23 protein-coding genes are annotated in these 25,644 nt (G+C 62.6%); 14 read left to right on the top strand and 9 right to left on the bottom strand.

The features are described from left to right. Positions 1 to 4 precede the first annotated feature (4 nt). The gene (locus AC5IJH_RS11880) at positions 5 to 1,921 is read right to left on the bottom strand and encodes an alkaline phosphatase family protein (protein WP_491903036.1); all 1,917 of its coding nucleotides are present in this window, start codon (positions 1,919 to 1,921) and stop codon (positions 5 to 7) included. 174 nt (positions 1,922 to 2,095) lie between these two features. Beyond that, entirely contained in the window at positions 2,096 to 3,448 is a 1,353-nt protein-coding gene (locus AC5IJH_RS11875; RefSeq protein WP_491903035.1) for a DUF4382 domain-containing protein, read from the bottom strand. Between the two features lie 344 nt (positions 3,449 to 3,792). Between AC5IJH_RS11875 and AC5IJH_RS11870 the strand changes: the two genes are divergently transcribed. The 3 genes from AC5IJH_RS11870 to AC5IJH_RS11860 all read left to right on the top strand — a co-directional run bounded on the left by AC5IJH_RS11870 (position 3,793) and on the right by AC5IJH_RS11860 (position 5,325). Continuing rightward, complete coding sequence (locus tag AC5IJH_RS11870) at positions 3,793 to 4,242, top strand: DUF421 domain-containing protein (RefSeq protein ID WP_491903034.1); 450 nt, start codon at positions 3,793 to 3,795, stop codon at positions 4,240 to 4,242. 65 nt (positions 4,243 to 4,307) lie between these two features. Continuing rightward, the gene (locus AC5IJH_RS11865; RefSeq protein ID WP_491903033.1) at positions 4,308 to 4,844 is read left to right on the top strand and encodes a hypothetical protein; all 537 of its coding nucleotides are present in this window, start codon (positions 4,308 to 4,310) and stop codon (positions 4,842 to 4,844) included. A gap of 37 nt (positions 4,845 to 4,881) precedes the next feature. Further along, positions 4,882 to 5,325, top strand: a complete 444-nt coding sequence (locus AC5IJH_RS11860) for a DUF421 domain-containing protein (protein WP_491903032.1) — start codon at positions 4,882 to 4,884, stop codon at positions 5,323 to 5,325. 59 nt (positions 5,326 to 5,384) lie between these two features. On the opposite strand, the gene AC5IJH_RS11855 is transcribed toward AC5IJH_RS11860, so the two are convergent. Both AC5IJH_RS11855 and AC5IJH_RS11850 read right to left on the bottom strand, forming a co-directional pair. After that, on the bottom strand, positions 5,385 to 6,821 hold the full coding sequence (locus AC5IJH_RS11855) for an MFS transporter (protein ID WP_491903031.1): 1,437 nt from the start codon (positions 6,819 to 6,821) through the stop codon (positions 5,385 to 5,387). Positions 6,822 to 7,444: 623 nt separating this feature from the next. Next, a complete protein-coding gene (locus tag AC5IJH_RS11850; protein WP_491903030.1) occupies positions 7,445 to 8,164 on the bottom strand; it encodes a response regulator transcription factor in 720 nt (239 codons plus the stop codon). A 567-nt stretch (positions 8,165 to 8,731) separates the two neighbouring features. On the opposite strand from AC5IJH_RS11850, the gene AC5IJH_RS11845 reads away from it, so the two are divergent. From AC5IJH_RS11845 to AC5IJH_RS11805, 9 genes are all read left to right on the top strand, one after another. After that, on the top strand, positions 8,732 to 10,384 hold the full coding sequence (locus tag AC5IJH_RS11845) for an FAD-dependent oxidoreductase (RefSeq protein ID WP_491903029.1): 1,653 nt from the start codon (positions 8,732 to 8,734) through the stop codon (positions 10,382 to 10,384). A gap of 50 nt (positions 10,385 to 10,434) precedes the next feature. Then, positions 10,435 to 11,931 carry a sensor histidine kinase gene (locus AC5IJH_RS11840; protein WP_491903028.1) on the top strand — a complete coding sequence of 499 codons (1,497 nt, stop codon included), beginning with the start codon at positions 10,435 to 10,437 and terminating at the stop codon, positions 11,929 to 11,931. 110 nt (positions 11,932 to 12,041) lie between these two features. Further along, entirely contained in the window at positions 12,042 to 12,410 is a 369-nt protein-coding gene (locus AC5IJH_RS11835; RefSeq protein ID WP_491903027.1) for a hypothetical protein, read from the top strand. A 50-nt stretch (positions 12,411 to 12,460) separates the two neighbouring features. Beyond that, the gene (locus AC5IJH_RS11830) at positions 12,461 to 12,898 is read left to right on the top strand and encodes an RNA-binding S4 domain-containing protein (RefSeq protein WP_491903026.1); all 438 of its coding nucleotides are present in this window, start codon (positions 12,461 to 12,463) and stop codon (positions 12,896 to 12,898) included. 52 nt (positions 12,899 to 12,950) lie between these two features. Beyond that, positions 12,951 to 13,523: a GNAT family N-acetyltransferase gene (locus tag AC5IJH_RS11825; RefSeq protein ID WP_491903025.1), complete on the top strand. Its 573-nt coding sequence runs from the start codon at positions 12,951 to 12,953 to the stop codon at positions 13,521 to 13,523. 86 nt (positions 13,524 to 13,609) lie between these two features. After that, a complete protein-coding gene (locus tag AC5IJH_RS11820; RefSeq protein WP_491903024.1) occupies positions 13,610 to 14,035 on the top strand; it encodes a motility-associated protein in 426 nt (141 codons plus the stop codon). After that, the gene (locus tag AC5IJH_RS11815; protein ID WP_491903023.1) at positions 14,022 to 14,510 is read left to right on the top strand and encodes a MotA/TolQ/ExbB proton channel family protein; all 489 of its coding nucleotides are present in this window, start codon (positions 14,022 to 14,024) and stop codon (positions 14,508 to 14,510) included. Before AC5IJH_RS11820 ends, AC5IJH_RS11815 begins: the two co-directional genes overlap by 14 nt. Next, positions 14,510 to 15,562, top strand: coding sequence for a flagellar motor protein MotB (locus AC5IJH_RS11810; RefSeq protein ID WP_491903022.1), 1,053 nt, complete (start codon positions 14,510 to 14,512; stop codon positions 15,560 to 15,562). Before AC5IJH_RS11815 ends, AC5IJH_RS11810 begins: the two co-directional genes overlap by 1 nt. Before the next feature lie 11 nt (positions 15,563 to 15,573). Further along, on the top strand, positions 15,574 to 17,106 hold the full coding sequence (locus AC5IJH_RS11805) for a glycosyltransferase family 39 protein (protein ID WP_491903021.1): 1,533 nt from the start codon (positions 15,574 to 15,576) through the stop codon (positions 17,104 to 17,106). Between the two features lie 22 nt (positions 17,107 to 17,128). Here the strand turns inward: AC5IJH_RS11805 and AC5IJH_RS11800 are convergent, their stop codons facing one another. Both AC5IJH_RS11800 and AC5IJH_RS11795 read right to left on the bottom strand, forming a co-directional pair. Continuing rightward, positions 17,129 to 18,958, bottom strand: coding sequence for a DUF8728 domain-containing protein (locus AC5IJH_RS11800; RefSeq protein WP_491903020.1), 1,830 nt, complete (start codon positions 18,956 to 18,958; stop codon positions 17,129 to 17,131). Positions 18,959 to 19,195: 237 nt separating this feature from the next. Further along, positions 19,196 to 21,010, bottom strand: a complete 1,815-nt coding sequence (locus tag AC5IJH_RS11795; protein ID WP_491903019.1) for a DUF8728 domain-containing protein — start codon at positions 21,008 to 21,010, stop codon at positions 19,196 to 19,198. 313 nt (positions 21,011 to 21,323) lie between these two features. On the opposite strand from AC5IJH_RS11795, the gene alaC reads away from it, so the two are divergent. Both alaC and AC5IJH_RS11785 read left to right on the top strand, forming a co-directional pair. Beyond that, positions 21,324 to 22,439: an alanine transaminase gene (gene alaC / locus AC5IJH_RS11790; RefSeq protein ID WP_491903068.1), complete on the top strand. Its 1,116-nt coding sequence runs from the start codon at positions 21,324 to 21,326 to the stop codon at positions 22,437 to 22,439. Positions 22,440 to 22,510: 71 nt separating this feature from the next. Then, the gene (locus tag AC5IJH_RS11785) at positions 22,511 to 23,116 is read left to right on the top strand and encodes a hypothetical protein (protein WP_491903018.1); all 606 of its coding nucleotides are present in this window, start codon (positions 22,511 to 22,513) and stop codon (positions 23,114 to 23,116) included. Here the strand turns inward: AC5IJH_RS11785 and AC5IJH_RS11780 are convergent. From AC5IJH_RS11780 to uxaC, 3 genes are all read right to left on the bottom strand, one after another. Further along, a complete protein-coding gene (locus AC5IJH_RS11780) occupies positions 23,113 to 23,550 on the bottom strand; it encodes a hypothetical protein (protein ID WP_491903017.1) in 438 nt (145 codons plus the stop codon). The two genes, AC5IJH_RS11785 and AC5IJH_RS11780, sit on opposite strands and share 4 nt — an antisense overlap. Before the next feature lie 19 nt (positions 23,551 to 23,569). Continuing rightward, the gene (locus tag AC5IJH_RS11775) at positions 23,570 to 24,376 is read right to left on the bottom strand and encodes an SDR family NAD(P)-dependent oxidoreductase (RefSeq protein WP_491903016.1); all 807 of its coding nucleotides are present in this window, start codon (positions 24,374 to 24,376) and stop codon (positions 23,570 to 23,572) included. A gap of 36 nt (positions 24,377 to 24,412) precedes the next feature. Beyond that, on the bottom strand, positions 24,413 to 25,644 hold a 1,232-nt coding region (gene uxaC, locus AC5IJH_RS11770; protein WP_491903015.1), incomplete at its 5' end, for a glucuronate isomerase.

The raw sequence follows: 25,644 nt of genomic DNA, 5'->3' as shown, positions 1-25,644 counted from the left end.
GGCTTCACTGGGGTGGGGTGCTCCCCGGCTCGGTAGCCTCGGGTTCGAGCTCCTGCAAAGCCTTGCTGCGCGTACCGGAACGCGCGCGCCGTATGGTGCGCTTGGCGGGTTCGGCCGTGCTTGCCGGAGCTGCTGCGACGGGCCGAAGCGCCTCGGTCAGCACGCGACCGATTGAGGCCGATGGCTGGTTAACGCCGAGCAGCGACGCAAAGGTCGCAGCGAAGTCGACCGGCGCGACACGCCCGCGGTAGATGCCAGGCGTGAACGGCGTGCCGTAGAAGGCCAGCGGCACATGGCGATCGTAGGACCAGGCGCTGAAGTGGGTCGTTCCGGTGCCCGCGTCGTTGCCGTTCATCTGGTAGGCGGTCGGGATCAGCATCACGTACCAGCCGCCGTTAGGGCTGGTGCTGTGCGCGAGTAACCGGCCGAACTCATCCGGAGGCAGCGGACCGCCCATCAACTGGACGCGCGTGTAGACGCCGGCCAGCGCGGGCCGCGGCGGAAGCTTGTTCGAGGCCGGCTGCAAGGGCTCAGGCGGCGTGGGTGCGGCCACGGCTGGCGGCGGTGGCTCGGCCGCGGGCTCGTGACGACCGCGGCGGGCTGCACCCCGCGCGACCTGCGAGCGCGTGGCAGCGGCGGGTTTTGTCGCGTGGCTCGCGGCGACGCTGTCGACGACAGCCGGGGGCGTGCCGGCCGGCGGTTGGTACGCAGGCTGGGCGGGCAGCGTATCGATAGCGGTGGGCAGGGCAGCGGCGATCGCATCCTCCGCCTCCTGCTCATTGATGCCGGCGCGGTCAAAGGCGGGCTGGTTGAGCTGGATGTACGGCAGCTCCTGATGGCTCAGCAGGTACTCGCCCTTCTCTCCGGGAGAGAATTTTGCATTCATCGCTTCGTTCAGCTTGGCGATCAGCGCCGGGATGTTCCAGCTTGCGGCGTTCATGCCGAGCGAGGTGGCCTGCGCCGGGGTGGATGCGATGCCGTGATCCGCAGAGAGCGCGACCCAGACATTCGCGAGTCCGCCATCGACGTTCTTGTCCAGCCAGGAGAAGAAGCCGTCGAGCTGCGTGTCCATCTGGTCCAGCATGTTGCGCATCTGCGGCGCGTCGGGGCCGACGCTATGGCCCAGGCCGTCGTTGGCGGAGAGCGAGATGGTCAGCATGTCGGTCGTGGCATGACGGCCAAGCTGCTCGCCCGTGATCAGCGCGCGGGCAAAGTCGAGCTCGTAGTCGTTTGCCGCTGGTGAGACGACAACCTGGTCGTAGAACGACTTGTCGGGGACGCCATGCGCCTCGTCGAGCGCCTGCTGCGCACGCTGGCTGGCGTTGAAGGTGACGGCCCATTCCGGCAGAGCGCTCTCGTAGTACGTGGAGGTCACGAAGGAGCCGCTGGTGTGATCGACCCAGTACGCCGCGTTCGCGGAGTGACCGACCGGCAGGATGGCGGCGCGGTCCTTCAGCGAGATGCCGAACACCTTCGACTGGCCGACCGTGGCCAGGCGCAGTTCGTCACCCAGTGTCGAGGCGCGCTCGTTGCGCGGGGAGGCGCCCTCGCTCGCGGTGGCATTCACATTGACCAGGCCGACGACCTTATACCGCTCGTCCTCAACGGAGCTGATAGGGCGAGTCTTGTTGCGGCTCAGGTCCCACCATTCGTTGGAGTTGATACCGTGCCCGTCCGTGTAGGCGCCCGTGCCGAGCGTGGCGTGCCCGGGTGCCGTCTTTGTGTTCGCGTAGTCGTAGTAGCAGTCAGGAAAGTACGCGCCGTGGTCCAGGAAGAGCCGGAACCCATGCGGCGCCTTCAGGTCAGCGCGGTAGCGCTCGAGGTAGTCCTCTCGGAATTGATCGATCACCAGCAGCACGACGAGCTTCGGCTTGCCGTCGTACGCAGCGGCATGGGCGGGTAACGGGGGGAGGATCGGCAACAGGAACGCGAGGGCGAGAGACAGGAGTCGTCGCGACGATGGCATCGCCTCTCAGTATCGCAAAAAGACATGAACAGGCGAGGAACGCAGCTTGAAAGCGACCTTATGAATAGCGAAGACGTGGACCGGTCCGGAGATCTGGACTTGTCCACGCCCGATTTCAACAGGATCGCGTTACTGGCAGCCGGCGAACACCAGGGTGGGGACGGTGGCTGTGCTGCCGGCGACCGGCGGCACTGGTGTGGACGATTTCAACTCGCTGGGCGAGCAGTCTGACGTGCCGCCCTGCGAGGGAACGTAGGCGAAGGCATCCGCTGTGTACCCCGAGGTGGTCGCCTGGGCCAGGGTGATGCCGCTCGAGGCATACGCCCCCAGGTAGGCAGCGCCCGCCGGTAGATTGGCGCTATAGGCGGCGCAGTCGGTGCCGTTGGCGCAGGTTGTGCCCGATGCCGTCGCGAGTGACAGCATGGCCGCCGATTGGGTCGCGTTCGGCAGCAGCGGGACGGTGACTGTCAGGCTGCTCGACGCAGCCTCCAGGAAGCTGAGCTGGATGTCTGCGGCCGTTGCGGCGGAGGCACCCTGGGACGTGACTACACCTGTGAGCGTCGCTGGTGCGGCAGCTGCCTGCAGCAGAACGTTTGCCACCGTCTGCCCCGGGCTGATGCCCGTGATGACAGCCGGAGAGAAGGCGGTCCCGGCGCTCGTCTCTGCCACGATCACCAGGTCATAGGACCCGGCCGGCAGTGGGCAGAAGACGAATCCGCCAGAGCCGTCTGTCGACGCCGACATGAAGATACGGTCGACTCCAGCGGGATCCTTCTGCTCGAGTGCAACGATCACGTTGCCGTTGACCGGCTTGCCGGTCGAGCCATCGAGCACGGTGCCGTTGATCGAGGTCGCCGTCGTGCTCACCTCGCCCGCATGCAGAACCGGCTTCAGCCGGTACTTGCCATTTCCCTCGCGCACGATCGACACACAAGTGTTGAAGTCGATGTCGAGATCCTTCGTCTGGCCGCTCTCGATGTTGAACTGTCCGGAGGCGATCTGGCCGGAGGGAATCTTGATTCCGGTCTTTGATTCGCTCGAGAGCTGCAGGGGAGCGACGGTGCCGTCGTTCAACACCACGCAATTCGCTGAGCCGTTGCAGACGTTGTTCGCGACCGTCGAGGTGTTGTCGGCAAGCAGCACCCGGATCTGCTGGTAGCTCCCCGGCTGAAGCTGCTGCGTTGCGCCGAGGCTGGCAAGGAAGCACTGATTGTTCGCCTGCCCGAGCAGGTCGATCTGCCTTGGTGCAGACGAGAGCCCGGGTGTCAGATCCACGAAGCTCGAGTCGTTGTCGCCGGCACTGCCGTTTGTACTCGCCTTTACATCAGTGATGGTGACGTAGACGTGCGCGAAAGGCCCGTTCGGCGCCTGGCAGGTGGCCGGATCGCTCAGCATGACGTTGGCGCTGGCGTTGGCATTGGCTGTGCCGCTGGATGAGGTTCCGGAGGAGCTGCAACTGACCAGGATGCCCAGTCCAGACATCAGGGCCAGTGTTGGGAGAACGTGACGCAAGCAGCGACCTCGCTGTGTTCGTAAATGGGAGAGCGACTCGGATAGTAAGCCCGATATCGTCCAAAGGGCACCTTACTTCTGTAACGACGAGCTTCGAATACATCCTTCGTGTTAGAGAAACAACTACGCGCCAGGGAGAGTGGCTATGGGTGCGATCAGTCGTGGTGACAATCTTGCCGCTGGCGGCATCTTGGTCCGTCCTCGCAAAGATGAAGGCACCGGCTGAAGGCGCGAGTAAGGGAAACCCGGGCGAGCAATGCATGGTCCCGGACAACTCCGCTGCCGCTGCGCATCCAAGCAGTAAGGGGTCAAGCATGGGTGCGGTACTACGGGCGGCCTACGGCTACCTGTTTCTGGTTTTCATGGTGCGTGTGGTGGGGCGGCGTCCTGGCAAGCAGTTGACTCCGTTCGAGTACGTGCTGATCTTCTTCATGGGCGGGCTGATGCTGACCGCGATGGTCGCGCAGGAGGCCTCTCTTACTAACGCACTGTGCCAGATCATGACGGTGGCGCTGCTGCATGCAGCGATCGCCTGGATGCGCGCACGCTCCAGCCGATTCGCAAGCCTTGTCGATGGCACGCCTTTGCTGCTGTCTGAGAAGGGCCACGCGCGTACCGATGTGTTGCAGCACTCGCGCATTGCCTATGAAGACGTGATGGCGTCGGCGCGCGAGCAGGGCATCACGAATCTGGATGAAGTGGAATACGCGGTGCTCGAGCGCAACGGCGAGATCAGCATCATCCCCAAAGATCAGAACGCCTGAGTAAGGGCAGACACAAGGCGCCGGACACGCACTCGCGTCCGGCGGCACAGGAGTAGTGCAGGTCCATGGCACATGCATCCATGCAGGAGATCGGCGACCCAGTCCCGAAGATCGACAACCGACTCGCCGTCGGCGAGGATGTTCAGTTCCAACGCCGCTGGTGGTCCGTTGAGCGTGTCGTGCTCGGCATGTTCACCATCATTGTTCTCTTCGACCTGCTGGGCGGCTTCGGCAGTGGATGGTTGGAGAAGACCCGGCGCGTCCTGCCGAACAGCGCTGCGCAGTTAGAGTACGACCGCGTGGAACGGGTGAACACGCCGTCCGTCCTGACCGTGGATTTCGGCCCGGCGGCGCTCTCGAATGGGCAGGCAAGCATCTGGTTTAGCGATGAACTCTCGGGCAAGCTGGGTAACCAGCGCGTGATTCCCGAACCGGCAAGCTCGACGATCGAACGTGGCGGAGTGCGCTATCTGTTCCCGACAAGGGACCTGCCGGCGCGGTTGGAGTTCGCCCTGCAGCCCGGCCATGCGGGACCGGTCACACTGCACGTGCAGGCTGCCAACGGCCCGGTTGAACCGATCCATATTTTCGTTGTGCCTTAAGCGGGCTGGGCTGAGTGCCTTCGAAGGGGAAAGACAGATGAGCACCATCGTTCACGCCATCGTGGGCTACTTCTTCCTGCTGCTGACGGTACGCGTGCTGACACGCAGGCCGGGCGCGCAGATGACCATGTTTGAGTTTGTGATCGTCTTCCTGATCGGCGGGATCATCATCCTGTCCACCGTCTCGAACGATCGCTCCGTCACGAACTGCACCTGCGCGATCATCACGGTCGGGCTGCTGCACAGTCTGGTGTCGTGGGCGAAGCTGAAGTGGCCGCGCGTCGGCGCCATCGTGGACGGCACGCCACTCGTGGTGCTCGAGCATGGGCAGTGGCGTGAGGAAGTGATGCGCGGCATGCGGCTGGATGAGAACGACATCATGGCGGCAGCCCGCGGCAAGGGTGTACGAACCCTCGAAGACGTGGAGTACGCGATTCTCGAGCGCAACGGCGGCATCAGCATCATCAAAAAGCAGCAGTAGCGCTCTTCGAAGCCGCTACTGCCTTTCAGCCAATTCTGGAGTCCAGCAGCAGCGATGACTCAGGCGCTGCGCGAGCGGCTCTGCAGCGGCTTCGAGATCTCTTCGAGTGAGCGTCCCGCCGCCTCGATGCCGATCTTCATCTCCGCGACGGCAGCGATGAGCATCAGCACTGCACCGAATGTGTAGCCAATCGCCAGCGGAATGCGCGTGCCCTGACTGACCAGCCACCCAAACAGGATGGGTGCCCCGGCGCCGCCCACCAGCGTGCCGACGGCATAAAAGATCGCGATGGCAAAGGCGCGAATCTCAAGCGGAAAAATCTCACTGACCGTGAGGTATGCCGCGCTGGCTGCGGAAGAGGCGACGAAGAAGATGATGCTGAACATGATGCCCACACCCAGGCCGTTCAGCCTGCCCATGGCGAAGGGAATCGCCGTGGCGATGAGCAGCACTCCGGCGATGCCGTAGGTGGCGGTGATCATGCGCTTGCGGCCCACGGAGTCGAAGAGGCGCCCAAGCGTCAGCGGTCCGAGGAAGCTGGCGATAGCAAACGGAAGCAGATGCAGCGGAATGCGGTTATCCGGCACGTGGAAGTAGCGCTTGGCCACCAGCCCGTAGCTGAAGAAGATGGCGTTGAAGAAGAAGGCCTGCGAGATCATCAGCGCGAGCCCGAGGATCGTGCGCTGGCGGTTGTCGACCAGCATGTTGCGGAAGATGTCGCCCCAGGGCGTGTGGTCGCGCGGCTCGATCTCGAGCAACTTATCCCGACTTGGGCGCGAAAGAGCTGCGTGTTGAGCCACTTTGCGCTCGATTCCGGTGATGACTCGGTCGGCCTCATCGTTGCGGCCGCGCAGCATGAGCCAGCGTGGTGACTCCGGAACCGAGAGGCGCAGTAGCAGGATGACCACCCCGAGCGATCCGCCGATGCCGAAGGCGTAGCGCCAGCCGTGGTTTCCGCCGATGGCGTGTCCCGTGAGCAGGTACAGGGCCGCCAGCGATCCAACAGCGCCGCCGACCCAGAAGGTGCCGTTCACGATCAGGTCCACGGTGCCGCGCACCTTGCCCGGGATCAGTTCGTCGACCGCCGAGTTGATGGCCGAGTATTCGCCGCCGATGCCGAGGCCGGTGATGGTGCGGAAGAGCGCAAAAGAGGCGAAATTCCACGAGAATGCGCTCGCCAGCGTACCAATCGAGTAAGTCGCGACCGTAAGCAGGAACAGCTTGCGGCGCCCGAGACGATCCGTCAGATAGCCGAAGAGCAGCGCGCCCCAGACCGCGCCGATCAGGTACGTCGTTGCTGCGCCGGTGACCTGCTTATCCGTGAGGCTGAGACCGCTCGGGCTGGTGAGGATGCCGGCGAGCGAGCCTACCAGCGTGACCTCTAGTCCATCGAGCAGCCAGGACGTGCCGAGCGCAATCAGGATGCGGACGTGCCAGCGTGACCACGGCAGATTGTCGAGCCGGGCAGGGATATCGGAGCAAATCGTCTGGCTCATAGAGGTTTGGCCTCAAGAAGTGAAGAGTCGATCATGCGATGAGAGGTGGAGATCGCGGGCATGCCGGGACTCGCAGCGGAGGGTGAGAATGCTGCTGATTAGGATGCCGCGACATAGGGCCGAACGAGTCGGTTGCGCTGGCGAACGCGATCCTGTGCTCACCTGTAACACCGAGGTTCGCGGACCCTACTAGTTGCCTGTTTATGTTGCGCTAGTGGTTTCCCTCGGCCAGCAACATTTCACCGCGCATGCGGAGAGAACGCGCCGCAGGTCAAACACATGGACAGTAACTAACGCGATGCCAGCCTTGCCGGACCCAAGGCGGCGTGATCCAGAGGAACAGATTTGGGGGAGGCTCGGCTTACGGGGCAGGGAGTCAGCTTGCGCTGGTGCATCAGCAGGCTTCCCATATTGGGTAGCGACGCGTTCCCGTGCCTGGCGATGAGCAACGCGTGTCTAAGTCAGTGACGATCACGGTGAGGGTGGCGGTCGGTGAGCTCCCGCTCAGCTCTCATCTGCGCTGGTGCCGAATTGGGAATCGGCGAGAGTGCGGGTCAAAACAGAAGCCCTCCTTGCGGAGGGCTGTAGAAGGCCGAATGACTGCAATGTGCGCTTGCGTTGTTTTAGGCGCTGCGCATCTGTAGAGCATTGGCGGTGAGTGCGTTGGCCGGGGTCTGCTGCACGCCCGGTGTGGGCGGCTGCAGTCCATTGACGGCCTCGGCGGCTGCGGCCGCGAGAATTCGGTGATGAATGGTGAACAGCGCCAATTCCAGTCGGTCGGAGACGCCAGTCTTGTCATAGACCGAGCGCAGATAATTCTTGATGACCTGCTCGGTGGTGCCGAGCCGCTGCGCGATCTCTTTGTTTTTGCAGCCCTGCACGATCAAGGCGACGATCTTCATCTCCTTGGGCGTGAGGCGGTCGCGCACGCGTGCGCCGACCGAATCTTCGTCCTCGGCATGCCCGGCATCCGCAGGACGCTGCACGCAGGTGAGTCCATGGATCACCTTGTGCACGCAGTCCACCAGGGCAGCGCCCGTGGTGTTGCGGTAGACCACGCCGCGGACTCCCTGCGCGGTATAGGAGGAGGCGGACTCGCCGTTCTCTGCGATCACGACGGCGCGGCTGCCCGCTGTCTTGACCCGGGTCATGAAGTCTGTCATCTCCGGGCGGAGCGCGGAGGCGAAGACCACAATCGACGAACGATAGGTCTCGACGGCGAGCAGCATGCGAGCCATGTCGCTACACTGTGCCGCTACACGAAAGTCTTCCTCGCTCGCCAGAACCTTGGCGATGCCTGCGCGGAAGATGGCCTGATTGTCACCGAGAATGATCTTATTCATTGTGCCTCGTTTACATGTCCCTTCGCCGACGGCCGGAGTGCACGACTCCTGCATCCGCTCCCCGGGGACTGATCTCTTCCCAACGAGGCCACGTGTGGAGGTCTGTGTCCTGCCCCGCCCCACTCCGCATGCACTGTCACTTCCGTTATCGGCAGATCGCTTGCACTGCTTCACAGCAAAACGCTGGATACAGCGAAGGAACGCTCGCACCTTAAAAAGGGAGGTGTCGAAACATTCGTCGCACCAGATGTTGCCCCCTAAAGATCGGCGATGGAGCCTGTAGCGACAACCCCACGATAGTGTTACGGGAGTGTAGACACGCGTAAGAAGCGCTTTGACAAGGGCGCAAGAGAGAGCGCAACCTTTGCGTCTTTTGCTCGGCGGCTCCATCGAAATGTGTCATTGACAGCAGATATGCAGCAGCGTCCGGCGCACTGCTGATTGGCTGGCAAGGCACTACACTGTTGAGACGGAGCTGCCAGCCCGAAACGGGCTTGAGCACACGGCATCCGGGAACCAGACGCGAGCGAACGCAACGTGGCGGAGGGGCTCCGCCGAAGGGATCAGATGAGCAAGCCAGTCATACTCGCCATCGACGACGACGTGAGTGTGCTCGAAGCGGTGGTCCAGGACCTCCGCCGCAAGTACGCCGCGACGTATCGCATCCTGCGCGCCGGGTCCGGACAGGCCGCGCTCGATCTGGCAGGGCAGTTGCGCGATCGTTCGGAGACAGTAGCGCTTTTTCTCTCTGACCAGCGCATGCCAGGCATGAACGGGACGGAGCTGCTCGAGCGCTCCATCCAGGTGTTTCCGGAGGCGAAGCGCGCGCTGCTCACGGCCTACTCCGATACCGAGGCGGCGATCCGGGCCATCAATGCGGCCCGCATTCACTACTACCTGACGAAGCCGTGGGATCCACCCGAAGAGAAGCTCTACCCGATCATCGACGACCTTCTCGAGACCTGGTGCAGCACTTATAAGGCGCCGTTTGAAGGCATGCAGGTCGTCGGTACGCGCTACTCGCTTAGGGATCACGAGGTACGCCAGTTTTTGACGCGGAATTACGTGCCTTACCTCTGGCACGATATCGAGACCTCGAACGAGGCACGCGAGCTGCTGGCAAGCAAGGGGCTAACCTCGCCGAAGCTCCCCGTGCTGTTCTTCAGGGATGGCAGCTTCGTCGAGCAGCCGGACCAGAGTGATCTGGCGCAGCGCATCGGCCTGCGCACGCAGCCATCGAGCGACGTCTATGACCTGGTGGTGATCGGCGCGGGGCTCGCCGGGCTCGCCGCGGGCGTCTATGGCGCGAGTGAAGGTTTGCGCACGCTGCTGATCGAGAACATGGCGCCCGGCGGACAGGCCGGCACCAGCTCGCGGATCGAGAACTATCTCGGCTTCCCGAACGGGCTCAGCGGCGCCGAACTAGCGAACCGTGCCTATCAGCAGGCGACGCGCTTCCACGTCGAGTTCCTTTCCGGGAAGGCTTCCTCCCTGCGCACTGACCGCGGTTATCACTTCATTTGCCTGGGTGACGGGCGGGAGGTCTCCTGCCAGACCTCGCTGATCGCCACCGGTGTGGACTGGCGCAGGCTGGACGTCCCCGGGGTCGACCAGTTGACCGGAGCAGGTGTGTACTACGGTGCGGCGCTGGCGGAGGCACGGGCCAGCAAGGGTGAAAACGTGTACGTTGTGGGCGGAGCCAATTCGGCAGGGCAGGCGGCACTTGAGTTCAGCCGGCATGCCAGCCGGGTGGTGATGCTGGTGCGCGGCTCATCCCTCGAAAGCAGCATGTCGAAATACTTGATCGATGAGATCGCTCGCGAATCCAATATTGAGGTTTGGACCGGGTCACGGGTGCTGGAAGCCATCGGAAACGGCCATCTCCAGCAGTTGCGGATCGACGGCCCCGACGGGGAGAAGACGGTCGATGCCACAGGGCTGTTCATCTTTATCGGCGCAGAGCCGAAGACAGACTGGCTGCCGTCCGCGGTGCTTAAGGACGAACGAGGCTTCATCTTGAGCGGAAACGATCTGAAGCGCTGTGCCCAGTTCGGCCGTAGTTGGTCTTTGCCGCGTGATCCCTACCTGCTCGAATCGAGCGTGCCGGGGCTGTTCGTGGCGGGCGATGTACGCCATGGTTCGGTGAAGCGCGCGGCCTCGGCGGTGGGCGAAGGGTCGATCGCTGTGCAGTTCATCCATCAGTACATGGCGGGCCGATAACGGTCATGGGCTTTGAAAAGGGAAAGGGCGATCCAGAGAACGCAAAAACCATGAGCAGTCAGCCAACCACTCTCCGCATCCAGCGTGTCCCGTCGTCGAGCCTCTTTCAGGACCTGATCCAGGTCCCTGTCTTCGCCGAGTTGACGCAGGACAACCTGAGCTGCCTGGGTGAGGTGGAGACGATCGAGTGTGACGCCGGCGAAACGATTCTCGGCGACGACTCGTTCGTGAACTCGTTTTACGTGTTACTTGAGGGCGAGATCTCGGTCCGCAAGCGGGAGCGCGAAGGCGAGCCGATGCGGCTGATTCCGCACTATGCGGGCGAGGCCTTCGGGGAAATGGTGCTGCTGAAAGGCGTGCAGGCCTCGGTGGGGATGGTGGCGGTCACACGAGTGCGTGCCGTGCGCTTCGACGAAGAGGCCTTCTGGCAGTTGATGTTCTCCTGCCCGCGAGTGCGTGCAGCAATCCTGGGCAACATGGCGCGCCGGCTGGAGTCCTACCAGGCATCCGAGGTGCAGCGCGAGAAGCTCGCCTCACTCGGCACCCTTGCCGCTGGGCTGATGCATGAATTGAATAACCCGGGCGCAGCTGCGCTGCGGGCCACCTCTCACCTGCGTGAGAACCTCTCCGGCATGCAGGACCGCGCGCTTCGCTTCACCAGCAAGCTGCGCACGCCGGAGCAGCTTGCCTGTATGTACGGGCTGCAGGAGCATGCGACACGCCGCGACTGCTGCGTGCTGCTCGGCTCGCTGGAGCAGTCCGATCGGGAAGAGGAGCTGGCCACCTGGCTTGAAGAAGCCGGCGTCGAGAACGCATGGCGGCTGGCGCCGGGCCTGGCGGAAATGGGCATGGACGCCGAGCGGCTGAACTGTGCACGTTCTGTGTTCGAGGGCCAGGACCTGTCCGACGTTCTCAACTGGCTCGAATCGGTCATCTCGAACATGCAGCTTGTCTCGACGATCGAGTCGAGCATCGCCCGCATCACCGACTTGGTCGTCGCCGTCAAGAAATATGCCTACGAGGGCAAGGGCGTGGGCGGTGCTCTGAACGTGCACGAAAGCCTGCACAGCACCCTGGTCATCCTCGGCCACAAGCTTCGTCATAAGGCGATCGTGCTGCGCAAGGATTTCGCTCACGAACTGCCGCCGCTGGAAGGCCCGGCGCCGGGGCTGAACCAGGTGTGGACCAATCTGCTCGACAACGCCATCGATGCATCGCCGCAGGGTGGCGAGATTCGCATTCGCACGACCATCGAAGGCGACCGTGTCGCGGTCAGCATTGCTGATCAGGGTCCTGGCATTTCGGAAGAGGATCAGAAGCACATCTTCGAGCCGTTCTTCACAACCAAGCCGGTCGGCAGCGGCACCGGGCTGGGGCTCGATATTGCGCGACGCATCGTGGAATCGAAGCACGGCGGAGAGATCCGGCTGAAATCGAGCGACGCTGGAACGGAATTCACTGTTCTGCTGTCGATTCGTGATCTCGACACGCCGAAGCCGAGCAGCGATGTAAAAGCGGAACTCTCCGCTGCCTCCTCCCGCGACTAGACCTCGGCTTCGCCCCTAAGTCTGCAGGCCTCTGTACCGCACAACTTGCCGCTTTGTTGCGTGTCTTCTTCTCCAGTCGAAAGGGCTCTCCCAGCCCTGAAGGAGGCACCATGGCACGTCGAATCTCCCTAGGCCTTGTGGGCAGTGCTGTGATTGCGCTGATGGCGTTTGATGGCACGGGCGCGGCACTCGCGCAGTATGGCGATTCTGGCCGTTACGGCGGCTATTACCAGTACGATCCGGCGCATGAGACGGTGGAGCGCGCGCGCAGCTTCGGATATCACGACGGACTTGCGGATGGTGAGCGCGATCGCGAGACCGGCCACAGCTTCCGCCCCACGCACAGCGACCGTTACGAGGACGCGCCAGACCATGGCAACCATGCCGGACTGCGCCGCGACGATTTCAAGTCGATCTACCGCGAAGCCTACCTGCATGGCTATGAACGTGGGTATGGCCGCAATTACGACCGCTACTGAAGGGCAGGTGTGCGGTCGCGCAGCCGGCAGAGCTGTTGGACAATAGGCGCATGGGATCGCAACGCTCGGACGTGCAGGCTGCCGGTGCGCCGCAGAAGCAGGGGACACGGGAAGGCGTACGGCTGGACAAGTGGCTGTGGGTAGCGCGCTTCTTCAAGACGCGCGCCCTCGCCGTGCGCGCCTGCGAACTGGGCCGCATCGTCTGCCACGGGCACACCTGCAAGCCGTCGCGCGAGGTGCATACGGGGGATCGCCTGGAGATCCGCACCGAGGGAGGCGAGTTTCACGTAGACGTGCTCGGTGTGAGCGAGGTGCGGGGCCCGGCAGCGGTCGCGCAGGCGCTCTACCGCGAAACCGACGAGAGCCGTGTCAAGCGCCAGCAGCAGGCCGAAGAGAGGCGAGTGCTGATGTCCCAGGGCCTGGTCACCGAGCATCGGCCGACTGGGCGCGACCGGCGTCAACTGAATCGTTTTCGCGGGCGGGGCTGACACTCCCTCCGGGAAAGTGAGCTTTCTATTGAGAGCCCGTTAGACTCCCTGCATGACGCTGCGCCTGGCCACTCCCGTCGACATCCCACCCATCCTGGGTATCGAGCAGATTCCCGAGTACCGCGAATACATCGGCGCATGGAGTGAGGATGAGCACCGCGCGGCCATGGGAGGCGAGGATGCGGAATACCTGATTCTTCAGAGCAGCAGCGAAGACGGCGAGGCCAGAGCAGATGGGGAGGCCAACGGAAACCACGGTGCCGTCGAGGGCTTTGCCATTCTGCAGGGGGTTACCTCTCCCCACCGGGCCATCCTGCTCAAGCGCATTGCTGTGCGCACACCGGGGCGAGGGATGGGCCGTGCGCTGGTTCGCTTCGCCATGGAAAGGGCGTTCGTAGTGCATCGCGCACACCGGCTGTGGCTCGATGTCTTCGTGACCAACACGCGTGCCCGCCACACCTATGCGCAGCTCGGATTTCAGGAAGAAGGTGTGTTGCGCGATGCCATCCTGCTGGACGGCGAGTACCAAAGTCAGGTGTTGATGTCGTTGCTCGAAGGGGAATACTTCGCACGCCAACAGAGTGTGCCAGGAACAGTTACCGGAGCTGCAATCACTCGCAACTGAACCTTTAGCTGCGAACTGCCGATAAGTGAGAAGACGGCTCCATGGAGAGCCGGTCCCTTCAACTCTCGCCTGCGGAGTGTCTCCTCTTGTTTGCCATTGTTGGAATTCTTGTCGTCCTCGGCGCCGTTCTCGGCGGATACGTGATGGAAAAGGGCAACCTGCTGGTGCTCGTGCAGCCGGCGGAACTGCTCATTATCGGTGGAGCGGGAATCGGCACGCTGCTGATCGCCAATCCCATGCACATTTTGAAAGGCATCGGGTCGGGAGTCGGGGCCGTGTTTGGCTCCGGCCACTACGGAAAGCCGCAGTATCTACAGACCTTGAAGATGATGTTTGGCGTGCTCAATAAGGCGCGGCGCGAGGGCAATCTTGCGATCGAGCAGGATATCGAGGCTCCGCAGGACAGCAAGCTTTTTGCGGAGTACCCCTCCTTTCTTAAGGACCATCACACGCGCGACTTCGTATGCGACACGCTGCGCATGATGATCACGGGGGGGCGTGGAGGCCTTTGACATTGACCAGATGATGGAGCTCGACATGGAAGTGCAGCACCATGACGCCAGCCTGCCTATTACGGCATTGACCACGGTGGCCGACGCGCTGCCTGGTTTGGGCATTGTCGCTGCCGTCCTGGGCGTGGTGATCACGATGGGCGCCCTGGGTGGACCGCCGGAGGAGATCGGGCGCAAGGTGGCGGCGGCGCTGGTCGGCACCTTCCTGGGCATCCTGCTTTGCTATGGTCTGATCGGCCCCATTGGCTCGAAGATGTCGAAGTCTGCAGACGAAGAGCGCTGCTATACGCATGTGTTGCGGGTTGTGATGCTGTCGACGATCAAGGGCAGTGCGCCGCAGATCGCTATTGAGATCGGACGCCGTGCTATCCCGCTGCATGTGCGGCCCAGCTTCGCTGAAGTAGAGGCGGTGTGTCGTGGCGGCTCTGCCTCGGCCGCGGCTGCAGCAGAGGCGAGCGAAGGAAAGGCTGCCTGATGGCAGACGTGCGTCCCATCATCATCATTCGAAAGCGAGCCCCGCATGCCGCGCATCATGGCGGCGCGTGGAAGGTCGCCTACGCCGATTTCGTAACGGCCATGATGGCATTGTTCATCGTGCTCTGGCTGATGAACTCGAGCGACCACATGCGGAAGGCCATCGCCGGGTACTTCAACGATCCACGCGGTGTCGCAGCGACTCCCGGCACGGACCGTGCCGGGGTTGCGGAGGCGATGCCGATGACGCGCGACGACCTGCGCAACCTGAAAGCGAAGCTGGAGCAGGAGATCGCCAACCAGCCTGCGCTGGTCAAACTGAAGCAGCAGATCCAGATCACCATTACGCCTGAAGGGCTGCGAATCGAGCTCATTGAATCGCGTGACGGTACGTTCTTTAACAGCGGCAGCGCGACGCTCAATCAGAACGGGCGCGACCTGCTGAAGCTGCTGGCGCACCAGCTCGGCGATGTGCCGAACCTGGTCTCGATCGAGGGCCACACCGATGCTCGCGCCTATGCGTACGCAGACGAGTACGGAAACTGGGAGCTCTCCTCCGACCGCGCTAACGCAGCGCGTCGGCTGATGGAGCGCACTGGTCTGCGGTTGGGGCAGATCTCGCAGGTTCGCGGTTTCGCAGACCGGCAACTACGGGTGCCGAACGATCCACTCGATCCGTCGAATCGCCGGATTTCGGTCATCGTCCACTACGTGGTGCAGATGAAGGTGCCGCGCGATGGGAACATGGCTGCATCGATTCCTCCTTCGACTGTCCGTGCGGCTTCGACGCCGGTCAAAGAGGACCACGATAACGCCGCCCAACAGCCTCCGCGGCCCGCTGTCAGTCCCGCTCCCGGTGGAGCGGTCGCGTCCAGTGAGCGCCCGCATACTGCAGCGGCTCTGCCAACGAAACGCTACTCGGGCCGCGCGATGGACCGGTTGCAAGAACAAACAGCCCGCCTCGGGAGTGTGCTGCATGTCTTCCATCGCAGCTGGACGAGCAACGCTGGAGGCACAGGTCCAGTAGAGGGTCGTGGGAGTGTGAGCCGGTAGAATCCAAGTAGATGCCCGATTCAGGCTTGCGTCCTGCTCTCTCTGCAATTCGCTATGTGATCGTCGCAGCATTTGGATTCGCTGCCCTTGCAGTTGTCTTGATCACCTGGCATTGGCCGCTGATCTGGGATCAGCAGGTCTTTCACTATGGCAACTTCCTTATCGCGCACGGTTTCGCCCCGTACCGGGACATTCTGGATTTCAACTTGCCGGGCATATATCTCGTGGATAGCTGGGCCGTTAAGGTATTTGGTCCCGGCGATTTAGCGTGGCGGATGTTTGAATTTGTACTGCTCGCGATGCTCTGTCTAGCTATGACAACGATCGCGCGCGTTTACGACTGGGTGGCGGGAGTCTTCGCAGGAATGATGTTCTGTTTAGTCCATGTCTCGGAAGGCCCGCAGAGTGCCGGGCAGCGTGACGAGATCATGGCCGTACTCATGATCCTGGCGTATGCCTTCCTCTTTGAAAGCCGCCGTCAGCAGCGCCCCTGGATGATGCTTTTCTTCGGCATGGCATTAGGGCTTGCCACCTCAATCAAGCCCACTGCCGCTCCTCTCGGGCTTGTTCTGCTGGCTATGTTTGTGTGGGACAAGAGGCGACACAACCGGCAATGGGCAGCTTTCATTGGCTACAGCCTTCTCGGAGCGGCACTCGCCGCAATACCTGTGGCGATCTTTCTCTCGAATCAGCACGCAACGGCGGCGCTGATCGCGATCACCCGCCAGCTGACTCCTTTTTACGCTTCGCTCGGTCGTCCTCCTCTGCGGGTGATGATTCGAGTTAGCCTGCCTGTCGCTGCCCTGGTGTTGCTACCTTGTGCCGTCGCTGTTGCGGTAGGCAGTCGTGCCCAGATAAGTTGGGAGCGTTTGGCTCTCCTGCTTGGTGCTGGGTTTGGCGCTCTGTCCTACTTTGTTCAAGGCAAAGGTTTCGCGTATCACCGCTACACAGCGACTGCATTTCTGTTTCTCTGGATGGCAATCATTCTTACCGAAGCACTGCGAGACCCTGGCTGGAGGCGCGGCATAGCCGTCGCCGCACTCAGCGTCAGTTGCCTCGCGCTGGCGCCCTGGTACATCTACCGCATGCGGCACGATGTGCCTGCCCATGAGTACACGCCGGCACTCGAGCAAGATCTGAGCCGCCTCGGTCCCAGTCGGATCAATCGCAGCATTCAATGTCTTGACATGGTCGACGGCTGCCTCAATGTGCTTTATCACCTGCACATCGTGCAAAGCACAGGTTCTATGGGAGATCTGTTGTTGTTCGCCCCCGAGAATAGCCAAGAGGTGGATTCCTATCGCGAGCGGTTCTGGAAAATGGTTCAGGCGAATCCACCCACGGTGTTTGTATTGTCAAACGAGTGGTTCAATCGCCCACCCACTTTTGCAAAGCTCGATGAGTGGCCGATGTTTGAACGATACTTAGCAGAGAACTACCGAGTGGTCGTTACGCGTCAGTTCCCAGCGGAGCAGAAGCACGGCTACCGTATCTATGTCCGGAATGGTGCGGCACTGCCCTCGCTCAGCAATGCCCATTCGTGACGAATGAGCGCGACCGCGGCAGCTACTCTTTCACCCTGGTTAGTTGAACATCGGAAAGCACTCCCGGTGCATTGTCCGGGTTCTCGATCACGATCGTTGCGGATCCATTCGCGTCTGCATGAAGGCACGCGGTGCATGCCGAACCGGTGGGCTCGGAATGAACTAGCAGATGCGATGCCTGACTGCCTTCGAGCGCGATATTCCATTGCCCTTTTGCAAGCGGGATCGCTGTGAAGTATGCGGAGCCATGCGGCGGAATCACGAGCTGTGCTTTGCCGCCGACCAGGCGGACTGCGTTCGCATCCTTGACGGTGGCCAGGTAGGCTGGCACGGTGACGTGTTGCGGGGACGCTGTGATCCCAAGCGGCCCGTCCACGCGACGAACGTAAAGGATAGAGCGAGTTGGCAGTGCAGCATCTGTATCGACACGGATGGCCTGATAGTCCCGCGCGAAGCGTGGATCTTCCACTAGCTGCTGGTCGGCCGACAGATCCATTCTGCCATCGAAGTTCGCGGGCATGATCAGGTCCGGCTTCAGATCGAGAACATACTTGCCGTCACCCAACTCATGACCAACCCAACCCTGACCACGGTGCGGCGCGGGATGGCGCGCAATGTGATAGTCGTTCAAGCCCAGCGGATCGATCGCAGGCATCTCGGAGTAGAACGGCATAACGCCTGCCGCATCGGACGCAAACAGGGGATGTTTCGCGCCGAACGCGTCGTGCAGGAAGAGGCCCACTGACTTGCCTTGCTCGACGTTCCGGTCCGAAGCCACCGTCAGGTCTGACGTGAGAACCAGCGTAGTGAGAGTGAGCAGCGCGGCGACTCGCAGTCGCGAAAAGCGATGAGGTGCGCCGAGCGTGAACAGACCGCATCCCGCGATCAGAAAGGACATCAGCGCCATGGCTGGGACGAAGTGTCGATACGCAGGGAAGATGTCGCCACCCACGACGAAGATGTAGACGAGCCAACCCAGCGAGGCGGTGCCGAGGAGGATGACCAGCCGCCGTTTGCCGCCAATCCAGAGGGCGACAGTACCGATCGCCACGAGCAGCAGAAAGACGCAGTCGGCTCCCGCTCCGTATACGTCGTAACGAAGCCCGGTGTAGAGCCGATGCAGCGTGAACGCCACCTTCACGTACGCAGTGTTAGGAACCCAAGCCCCGTAGTATTCCTTGCGAAAGAGCTCCTGCGCGGCGAACAACAGTAATGGAAGAGGCAGCAGGCGCGCTCGCGCGATCAGGCTGCGCGGACGCAGGCCGTCTGCCAGCACTGCGCCGGCATAGAACAGGACGGTGAAGAGCACGGCATCCGCGCGGGAGAGTAGCGCGAGCCCGAGCATCAGTCCTGTAAGACGAGCGTCTCGCGAGGTGGGGCGCGACGTTGCCACCCAGCGCACGCCGAAGTAAGCGGCCCACGCGACGCAGGCAGCCAGCAGTGGCTGCTCGAGGCCCCCGACCGTCCACATCCCGATCGGCGCACTGAGCACCATCGCGAGCGAAGCGATCAGTGCTGCGAGGAACCGCAATTTCCTGGGGTACTCGCGAAACACGTGCGCCACCACGGCCGCGATGGCAGCGACCGTGGACGTAATGCCGAGCACCCGCGCCGATGTTTCGAGACCCACGCCCAACGCACCAAGTCCGGCACAGAGCAGAACCCACAGCAGATTGGTATATCCCTCAACACGCGGCTGCATGTCGTTCCAGGTCAGCCCGCGCCCCTGTAGCAGACGCTGGCTGTAACGAAGAGAGATGAATGCGTCGTCCGTGATTGAGTAGCGGAAGTGATGAATCTGGAATGCAAGCGCAATGGCACACAAAGCCGCTACTGTCAGCAGTGCTGGCAAGGTCAGATCGCGGGATCGGGTGTCCGGTTCCGGGCTCAGAAGTGGGCGGACCCGGCTAGGCGTACTCGACATGGGGAGGGTGTGTAGTCCAGGGTGAGTGTATCAAGCGAATAGGCGTGATTCGATTGTGCGTGCGCGATCGAGCAGGGCACAAACACGGTCGAGCCTGCGCGAGTGGTGTTGATCGGACCACGATCAGTGGACTCTCAGATTCATCCGAATACTTTGCAGGAAGAGTTACGATCTCTTCCGGTCTAGCAGGACCTGTGCAAGCGTTGCCGGCGCGTCGCCCTGGTTGTGAACTGTCAGCGAGACGGTTCCGTCCCTTCCAGGCTGCAGGCAAGAGTTGCCGGTGCTGGCATTCCCATCTGACCCGATGGAGAGGTGTGGCGTGCCCGCGCCGGCCAGGCTCGGAATCCAGCAGCCCTGGCTGGCCGGAATCCCGGTGAACGACGCCGTTCCCTGGGGTGCTATGACCAGCTCCGCATGGCTGTCGATCAGGCGCACTGCATTCGCATCGTTCAGCTTTGCGAGGTATGCCGGGATCGTGACCTTGTCTCCGGTCTGTTCGATGCCCAGCTTGCCATCGACTCGGCGAATGAAGATGCCTGCGCGATACGGGTAGGGGGTGCTCGCGTCGAAGTGGATGAGCTGATACATGGCGAAGCGCGGGTCCTGCTCGAGCTCGCGATCGGCCGCGAGTGCGATGGTGCTATGAAAGTCTGAAAGCAGCAGCAGATCTGGCTTGTGGTCGAGAACATAGGCGCCGTCGCCGAGCTCATGCCCGACGAAGCCATGGCCGCGATAGACCGCGAAGTGACGTGCAATGTGGTAATCGTTCAAACCGAGCGGATCGATCGACTCCAATTGCGAGTAGAAGGGCACCACGCCGGCAGCGTCTGAGACCAGCAACGGGTGCTGCGCGCCGAAGGCAGTGCGCAGGAACAGACCGATCGACTTGCCTTCCCGCTCCCATGTTTCGACCGGGGAGAACAGGTTGGATGTCAGGGTCAGGAGTGCGAGCCCGAGAAACAATGCCACGCGAATGCGGGAGAAGCGGAAGGGTGCGCTGAGGGTGAGTAGTCCGCAGCCAGCAATCAAGAACCCCATCAGCGCCATGGATGGAACGAAGTGGCGCGCGGCGGGGAAGATATCGCCACCGATCACCAAAATGTACAGCAGCCATCCGATGGAAGCTGTGGCCAGGAAAATCACCTGCCGCCGCTTGCCGCCGATCCAGAGCGCGACCGCACCAATCAAGGCGAGCACAAAGAAGACAGCGTTTGCACCGGTGCACCGCATGTCGTACTTGAGGCCAGTACTCAGCCGATGCAGGGTGAACGCCACCTTGACATATGCAGTGTTGGGAACCCACTCACCGTAATACGCGTGCCGGAAGAGCTCCTGCCCGAGGAATACCACAGCGGGAATGAGAGTGATGCGCACGCGCGTGAGTAGCGAGCGTACCCGGATGCCGTCCGCCAGTACAGCGCCGGCGAAAAACAGGGCAGTGAACAGGGCCCCATCCGCGCGCGTGAGCACCGCGAAGCCGAGGAGCAGACCGGCGATGTCGGCATCTCTGGGGTTTCCCCTAGAGGCAGAGATCCAACGCAGGGCGAAGAAGGCGGCCCACGCGACAAATGCAGAGAGCAGTGGCTGCTCGAGTCCTCCGATCGCCCACACAGCGATTGGTGCGCTGCAGCAGAGGGCGAGGCACGGCACCAGGGCTGAGACAAAGCGGAGCTTCGCAGGAAAGTCGCGGTAGACCTGTGCGGCCACTGCGCTCAATACGGCGATGGTGGAGACGATCCCAAGCAGATGGGCTGCAGTCTCCAGGTTCATGCCGATCGCGCCAAGCACAGCACAGAGCAGAACCCACAGCAGATTGGTGTAGCCCTCGACGCGCGGCGGGAGATCGTTCCACGTGAGGCCGTGGCCTTGCAGCAGCCGCTGGCTGTAGCGCAACGAGATATATGCGTCGTCCGTGATGAACGGCCAGAAGTGCCGAACCTCGAGCGTCAGCGCCACGGCAGAGACGAGAATCAGTAGCACCCAGAGCGATCTCTGATCGCGCCCGCGAACCGCGGGTTCCGGACTGAGAAGAGGAGGGGCCTGCCTGGGGGTGCTTGACATAACGAGACGTTGGAGAGTCAGGCTGAGTGTATCAAGCCCGGCCTGCGCTCCCCTCTGCGGAAGTGGTCAGAACTGGCGCATGTCGGAATGCGCGCACTCCAGTGCACGTGCAGATTCGGGGACAACGCTGTGACGGAGTCGTGAGGCACAATAGAGCGCAGGAGACCCGCACTTGGAAGCCTTTCGCCGCCTTGCCTCGCTGCCGCCGTACGTCTTCAACACGACCGGGGAGATGAAGGCGGAGGCGCGTCGCCGCGGTGAAGACATCATCGACTTCGGCATGGGCAATCCGGATGGCGCGACGCCGCCGCACATCGTTGCCAAACTCATCGAGGCAGCCGCGCGCGACTCGACGCATCGCTACTCGCTGTCGAAGGGAATTCCACGGCTGCGCAAAGCGATCTGCGACTGGTACCAGCGACGCTATGGAGTGGAGTTCGATCCCAACACTGAGGCGATTGTCACCATCGGGTCAAAGGAAGGTATCGCGCACCTGTGCCTCGCAACGCTCGATGAACAGGACGCGATTCTCGTTCCCAACCCGAGCTACCCCATCCACATCTACGGACCCACCATTGCGGGCGCGCAGGTGATCTCGCTCGAGCTGTCCGATCCGCAGAGCTTTCTTGATCGGCTGAAGCATGAGCTGCCGGCGATGCGGCCCAGGCCGAAGATGCTGCTGCTCAACTTTCCCTCGAATCCGACGGCACAGACCGTGGATCGTGCTTTCTTCGAACGTGTTGTCGAGTTCTGTCGTGCCGAGCAGATCTACCTGCTGCATGACTTCGCGTACGCCGATCTCGCCTTCGATGGCTACCGGTCACCCTCCGTCTTCGAGGTGCCGGGCGCGAAGGACATTGCGGTCGAATTCTTCACGCTCTCGAAGAGTTACAACATGCCGGGCTGGCGTGTGGGCTTTATGGTCGGCAACCGCGAACTGGTCGGTGCACTGACGCGAATCAAGAGCTACTTCGATTACGGCACGTTCACCCCCATCCAGGTCGCGTCAATTCAGGCACTCGAAGGACCGCAGGAGTGCGTTGCGCAGATTGCGGACACCTATCGCAAGCGCCGCGATGTGCTGGTGGGCGGCCTCAACAAGATTGGCTGGCCGGTCGAGCTGCCACGCGCCACGATGTTCGTCTGGGCGCGCATCCCTGAGCTGTACCGCCCGCTCGGCTCGCTCGAGTTTTCGAAGAAGCTGCTGCGCGAGGCGAAGACCGCGGTCAGCCCTGGCATCGGCTTTGGCCATTATGGGGATGGGCACGTGCGCTTCTCACTGATCGAGAACGAAGAGCGCACTCGCCAGGCGATCCGCGGCATTCGTCGCATGCTCGAGCAGACTTAGACCCCGCTGGTCGTCTGCATAGCCGTATGCGCGTGCCGTTGCGGTGCGCAGTTCCAAGCAGCAATCGGAATGTGGCATTGCCACACCGTGCCAGCGCACGCATCATGCTGTTCATGCACATTTCGGGTGCGCTCATCCTGCTCCTCTTCATCGTCGCGCTTGCAATCGTCCTGGTGCTGCTGCTGCGCCTGACGCGGCTGGGTCGCATCGTGCACCAGCAGATTCCGGATCGCCCGCACCGCCGGCTCTTCCTCGCATCACTCAGCTTCTTCATCACATTCCTGGCAGTGCGGCTGCTGGTGTATTCCATCACGCACCACATCGGTCCGTTTGGATATGTAGAGATCGGTGGCCGGCACATTCACCACCTTGTCTGGGGCATCCTGCTGCTGCTGATCACCGGACACGCCACGCTGGCGGAGGTGGGTCAGGGCACCCGGCCGGGCGACATCCTGCTCAGCCGTCTCGTGGCGATCGGATACGGCGTGGGGGCTGCACTGACACTGGACGAGTTTGCACTCTGGCTGAATCTGGATGCAGCGGCGTACTGGTCGCGGCAGGGCCGCGAGAGCATTGACGCAGTGGTGCTCTTCGGTGCGTTGCTCGCGGTCACCACATGGGGTGCGCCCTTGTGGCGGCGACTGCTCTTGCGACGGGGAAGTGCGCGATCCGGCTAAAGAGTGGACAGGTGTGCGTCGATCTCGCTGACGGACCAGGCGTGCCCCTCGTGGTAGATCAGCTTCCACTCGCCTGACCGCTCTTCGCGCAGCTCGCGGTCCCAACGGGCGGCAGGGTACTCGCCGGGGTACTGGTGGAGCGCGAGAACAGACTGCGTGCGGTTCGTGCGGCCGGACGGAACCTGGCAATCAAAGAAGACGAATCGCTTGTCCGAACGTGTGCCGGAGAAAACGTTGGCGGCCGACTTCATCTCGCGCACGGAGCTGTGACTCAGATCGAGCTCGCCCGGAAGCTGGTGATCGAGAAAGGTGAAGCCCTGTTCGTCCGCATAGCCACGAATGCTTTTTATCCGGTCGAGCGTGCGCGAGCGACGCCAGAGGAGAGCCGCTGTAACGCATGCCAGGAGGACGAGAACGAGGATGAGAGGAATCATGGTCCGGCCCTCCTCCAGTTTACTGATTCACCCCGGACGCAAGGAAGCCGCCATCAACGGGCAGCACGATGCCCGTGACGTAGCTGGCCGCCTCCGAGGCAAGGAAGATCGCGGCACCGACTAACTCCTCTGTGCGGCCGAAGCGGCCCTGCGGTGTGCGCATCAAAAGTTCGTTGCCGCGCGGTGTTGCGTCGAGCAGCTCCTGGTTCAGAGTGGTGCGGAAGATGCCGGGTGCGATCGCGTTCACCAGCACGCCGCGGCGTGACCATTCCACGGCGAGCGAGCGCGTGAGTGCCGCAACCCCGGCCTTGCTGGCGGCATACGAGGCGACCTCGTGGAACGAGACGAAGCTATTGAGCGAGGCGATGTTGATGATGCGCCCGCGTCCGCGCTCCAGCATTTGCGGCGCAAAGACCTGGCAGCCCCGGAGCGTTCCGGTGAGATTGGTATCGAGTACGCCGTTCCACTCCTGTTCGTCGATCTCAAGGGTGGGGACGCGACGAATGCGACCGGCGCAATTGACGAGGATATCGACGGGGCCGAGCTCTGCTACGCGATCTCGTAGTGCTTCGAGGCTCGCGCGATCGCTGACGTCTGCAGGAAAACGCAGTGTTCGCCGCCCGTGCTGCTCGATCGCGCTCGCCGTCTCTTCGAGCGGCTCCGGGCGTCGGCCCGTCGCGACAACATCCGCGCCCGCGGCTGCGAGTCCGATGCTGATTGCCCGGCCGATGCCGGTGGTGCCGCCGAGCACTACGGCCAGGCGGCCGCCGAGGTCAAACAGTGCAGGGCCGGACAGTGCAGCAGGTGCGGACGTGGTTTCTGCCATGAGTTCCCCTTTAGACAATCGATGTGACGATTCTGGCTACGGAAGCTTGTATGCGCGGCGAACCAGCGGGCCGGTGAGTTGCTGGGCGACATCGAGTGCCTCGTCCTCGTCCAGCCGGTGATCCGCCACCAGCATGGACAGGTAGGAAGCATCCATGCGGCGCCCAACATCATGTCGGCCGGGAATCGAGAGGAATGCGCGCGTGTCGTCGTTGAATCCCGCGGTGTTGTAGAAGCCGGCCGTTTCAGTGGTCTGCTGACGGAAGCGCAGCATGCCCTCGGGACTGTCGTGAAACCACCAAGGCGGCCCGAGCAGCAGGCACGGGTAATGGCCAGCCAGCGGTGCAAGCTCGCGGCTGTAGTTGGACTCGTCCAGCGTGAAGAGAATCAGGTGGAAGTCGCGCTCGTTGCCGAAGCGCGCCAGCAGCGGATGCAGCGCATGCACGTAGCTGGTCGGCATCGGGATGTCCGCGCCCTGGTCGCGCCCATAATCCGCGAACAGCAGGGGATTGTGGTTGCGGTAGCTGCCCACGTGCAACTGCATCACGAGCCCGTCTTCGATACTCATGCGCGCCATCTCGGTCAGCATCTGCGCGCGGAACAGCTCTGCATCGGCTGCGGAGTGCTGCGTGCTCCGCAGAATGCGCGTGAAGAGCGCTTCTGCTTCTGACGCCGGGAGATCAGCCGTGGCCGGCGTCGGGTGACCGTGGTCGGTGGCGGTCGCACCATGGTCACGGAAGAAGCGCCGGCGCGCCGCGAGTGCGGCAAGGTAGCCCTTCCAGGTGGATGTGTCATCGCGCGTGATCTCACCCAGCTTGGTTACGTTTGCGCGAAACCCGGCGAAGTCCGGATCGACCACTGCATCCGGGCGGAAGGTGGGCAGCACGCGTCCGGACCAGCCGGAGTTGCGGATCGCGGTATGCGCGGCCAGATCGTCGAGCGCACTGTCCGTGGTGGCGATGACCTCCAAGCCAAAGCGCTCATAGAGTGCGCGTGGCCGGAAGTCGGGTGCGGCGAGCCGCTCGGAGAGCCTGTCCCAGTAGAGATCGGCCGTCGCTGGGCTCAGGCGCTCACTGAGACCGAAGAGCGTTTCGAACGCGTAGTCCAGCCACAGGCGGGTGGGAGTGCCGCGGAACAGAGAGTAGTGGGCGGCGAAGAGCCGCCAGACTTCGCGTGCCTTTGCCGAGTCCGCGCCGGCGCGCAGCGTCTCCATCGGCACACCCTGGCTGTACAGCATGCGCAGCACGTAGTGATCGGGCAACAAAAAAA

Source organism: Candidatus Dedyshia acidiphila (assembly GCF_051025295.1).
Classification (GTDB): Bacteria; Acidobacteriota; Terriglobia; order Terriglobales; family Acidobacteriaceae; genus KBS-83.
This window is presented reverse-complemented; position numbering and strand designations above follow the sequence as displayed.

Excerpts from the sequence above, each read along its gene's own strand:
- AC5IJH_RS11775 (WP_491903016.1), bottom strand. The coding sequence starts at position 24,376 with ATGGCAGAAACCACGTCCGCACCTGCTGCACTGTCCGGCCCTGCACTG.
- AC5IJH_RS11865 (WP_491903033.1), top strand. The coding sequence starts at position 4,308 with ATGGCACATGCATCCATGCAGGAGATCGGCGACCCAGTCCCGAAGATC.
- AC5IJH_RS11850 (WP_491903030.1), bottom strand. The coding sequence starts at position 8,164 with ATGAATAAGATCATTCTCGGTGACAATCAGGCCATCTTCCGCGCAGGC.
- AC5IJH_RS11805 (WP_491903021.1), top strand. The coding sequence starts at position 15,574 with ATGCCCGATTCAGGCTTGCGTCCTGCTCTCTCTGCAATTCGCTATGTG.
- AC5IJH_RS11855 (WP_491903031.1), bottom strand. The coding sequence starts at position 6,821 with ATGAGCCAGACGATTTGCTCCGATATCCCTGCCCGGCTCGACAATCTG.
- AC5IJH_RS11835 (WP_491903027.1), top strand. The coding sequence starts at position 12,042 with ATGGCACGTCGAATCTCCCTAGGCCTTGTGGGCAGTGCTGTGATTGCG.
- AC5IJH_RS11825 (WP_491903025.1), top strand. The coding sequence starts at position 12,951 with ATGACGCTGCGCCTGGCCACTCCCGTCGACATCCCACCCATCCTGGGT.
- AC5IJH_RS11840 (WP_491903028.1), top strand. The coding sequence starts at position 10,435 with ATGAGCAGTCAGCCAACCACTCTCCGCATCCAGCGTGTCCCGTCGTCG.
- AC5IJH_RS11845 (WP_491903029.1), top strand. The coding sequence starts at position 8,732 with ATGAGCAAGCCAGTCATACTCGCCATCGACGACGACGTGAGTGTGCTC.
- AC5IJH_RS11875 (WP_491903035.1), bottom strand. The coding sequence starts at position 3,448 with ATGTCTGGACTGGGCATCCTGGTCAGTTGCAGCTCCTCCGGAACCTCA.
- AC5IJH_RS11780 (WP_491903017.1), bottom strand. The coding sequence starts at position 23,550 with ATGATTCCTCTCATCCTCGTTCTCGTCCTCCTGGCATGCGTTACAGCG.
- alaC (WP_491903068.1), top strand. The coding sequence starts at position 21,324 with ATGAAGGCGGAGGCGCGTCGCCGCGGTGAAGACATCATCGACTTCGGC.
- AC5IJH_RS11810 (WP_491903022.1), top strand. The coding sequence starts at position 14,510 with ATGGCAGACGTGCGTCCCATCATCATCATTCGAAAGCGAGCCCCGCAT.
- AC5IJH_RS11860 (WP_491903032.1), top strand. The coding sequence starts at position 4,882 with ATGAGCACCATCGTTCACGCCATCGTGGGCTACTTCTTCCTGCTGCTG.
- AC5IJH_RS11870 (WP_491903034.1), top strand. The coding sequence starts at position 3,793 with ATGGGTGCGGTACTACGGGCGGCCTACGGCTACCTGTTTCTGGTTTTC.
- AC5IJH_RS11830 (WP_491903026.1), top strand. The coding sequence starts at position 12,461 with ATGGGATCGCAACGCTCGGACGTGCAGGCTGCCGGTGCGCCGCAGAAG.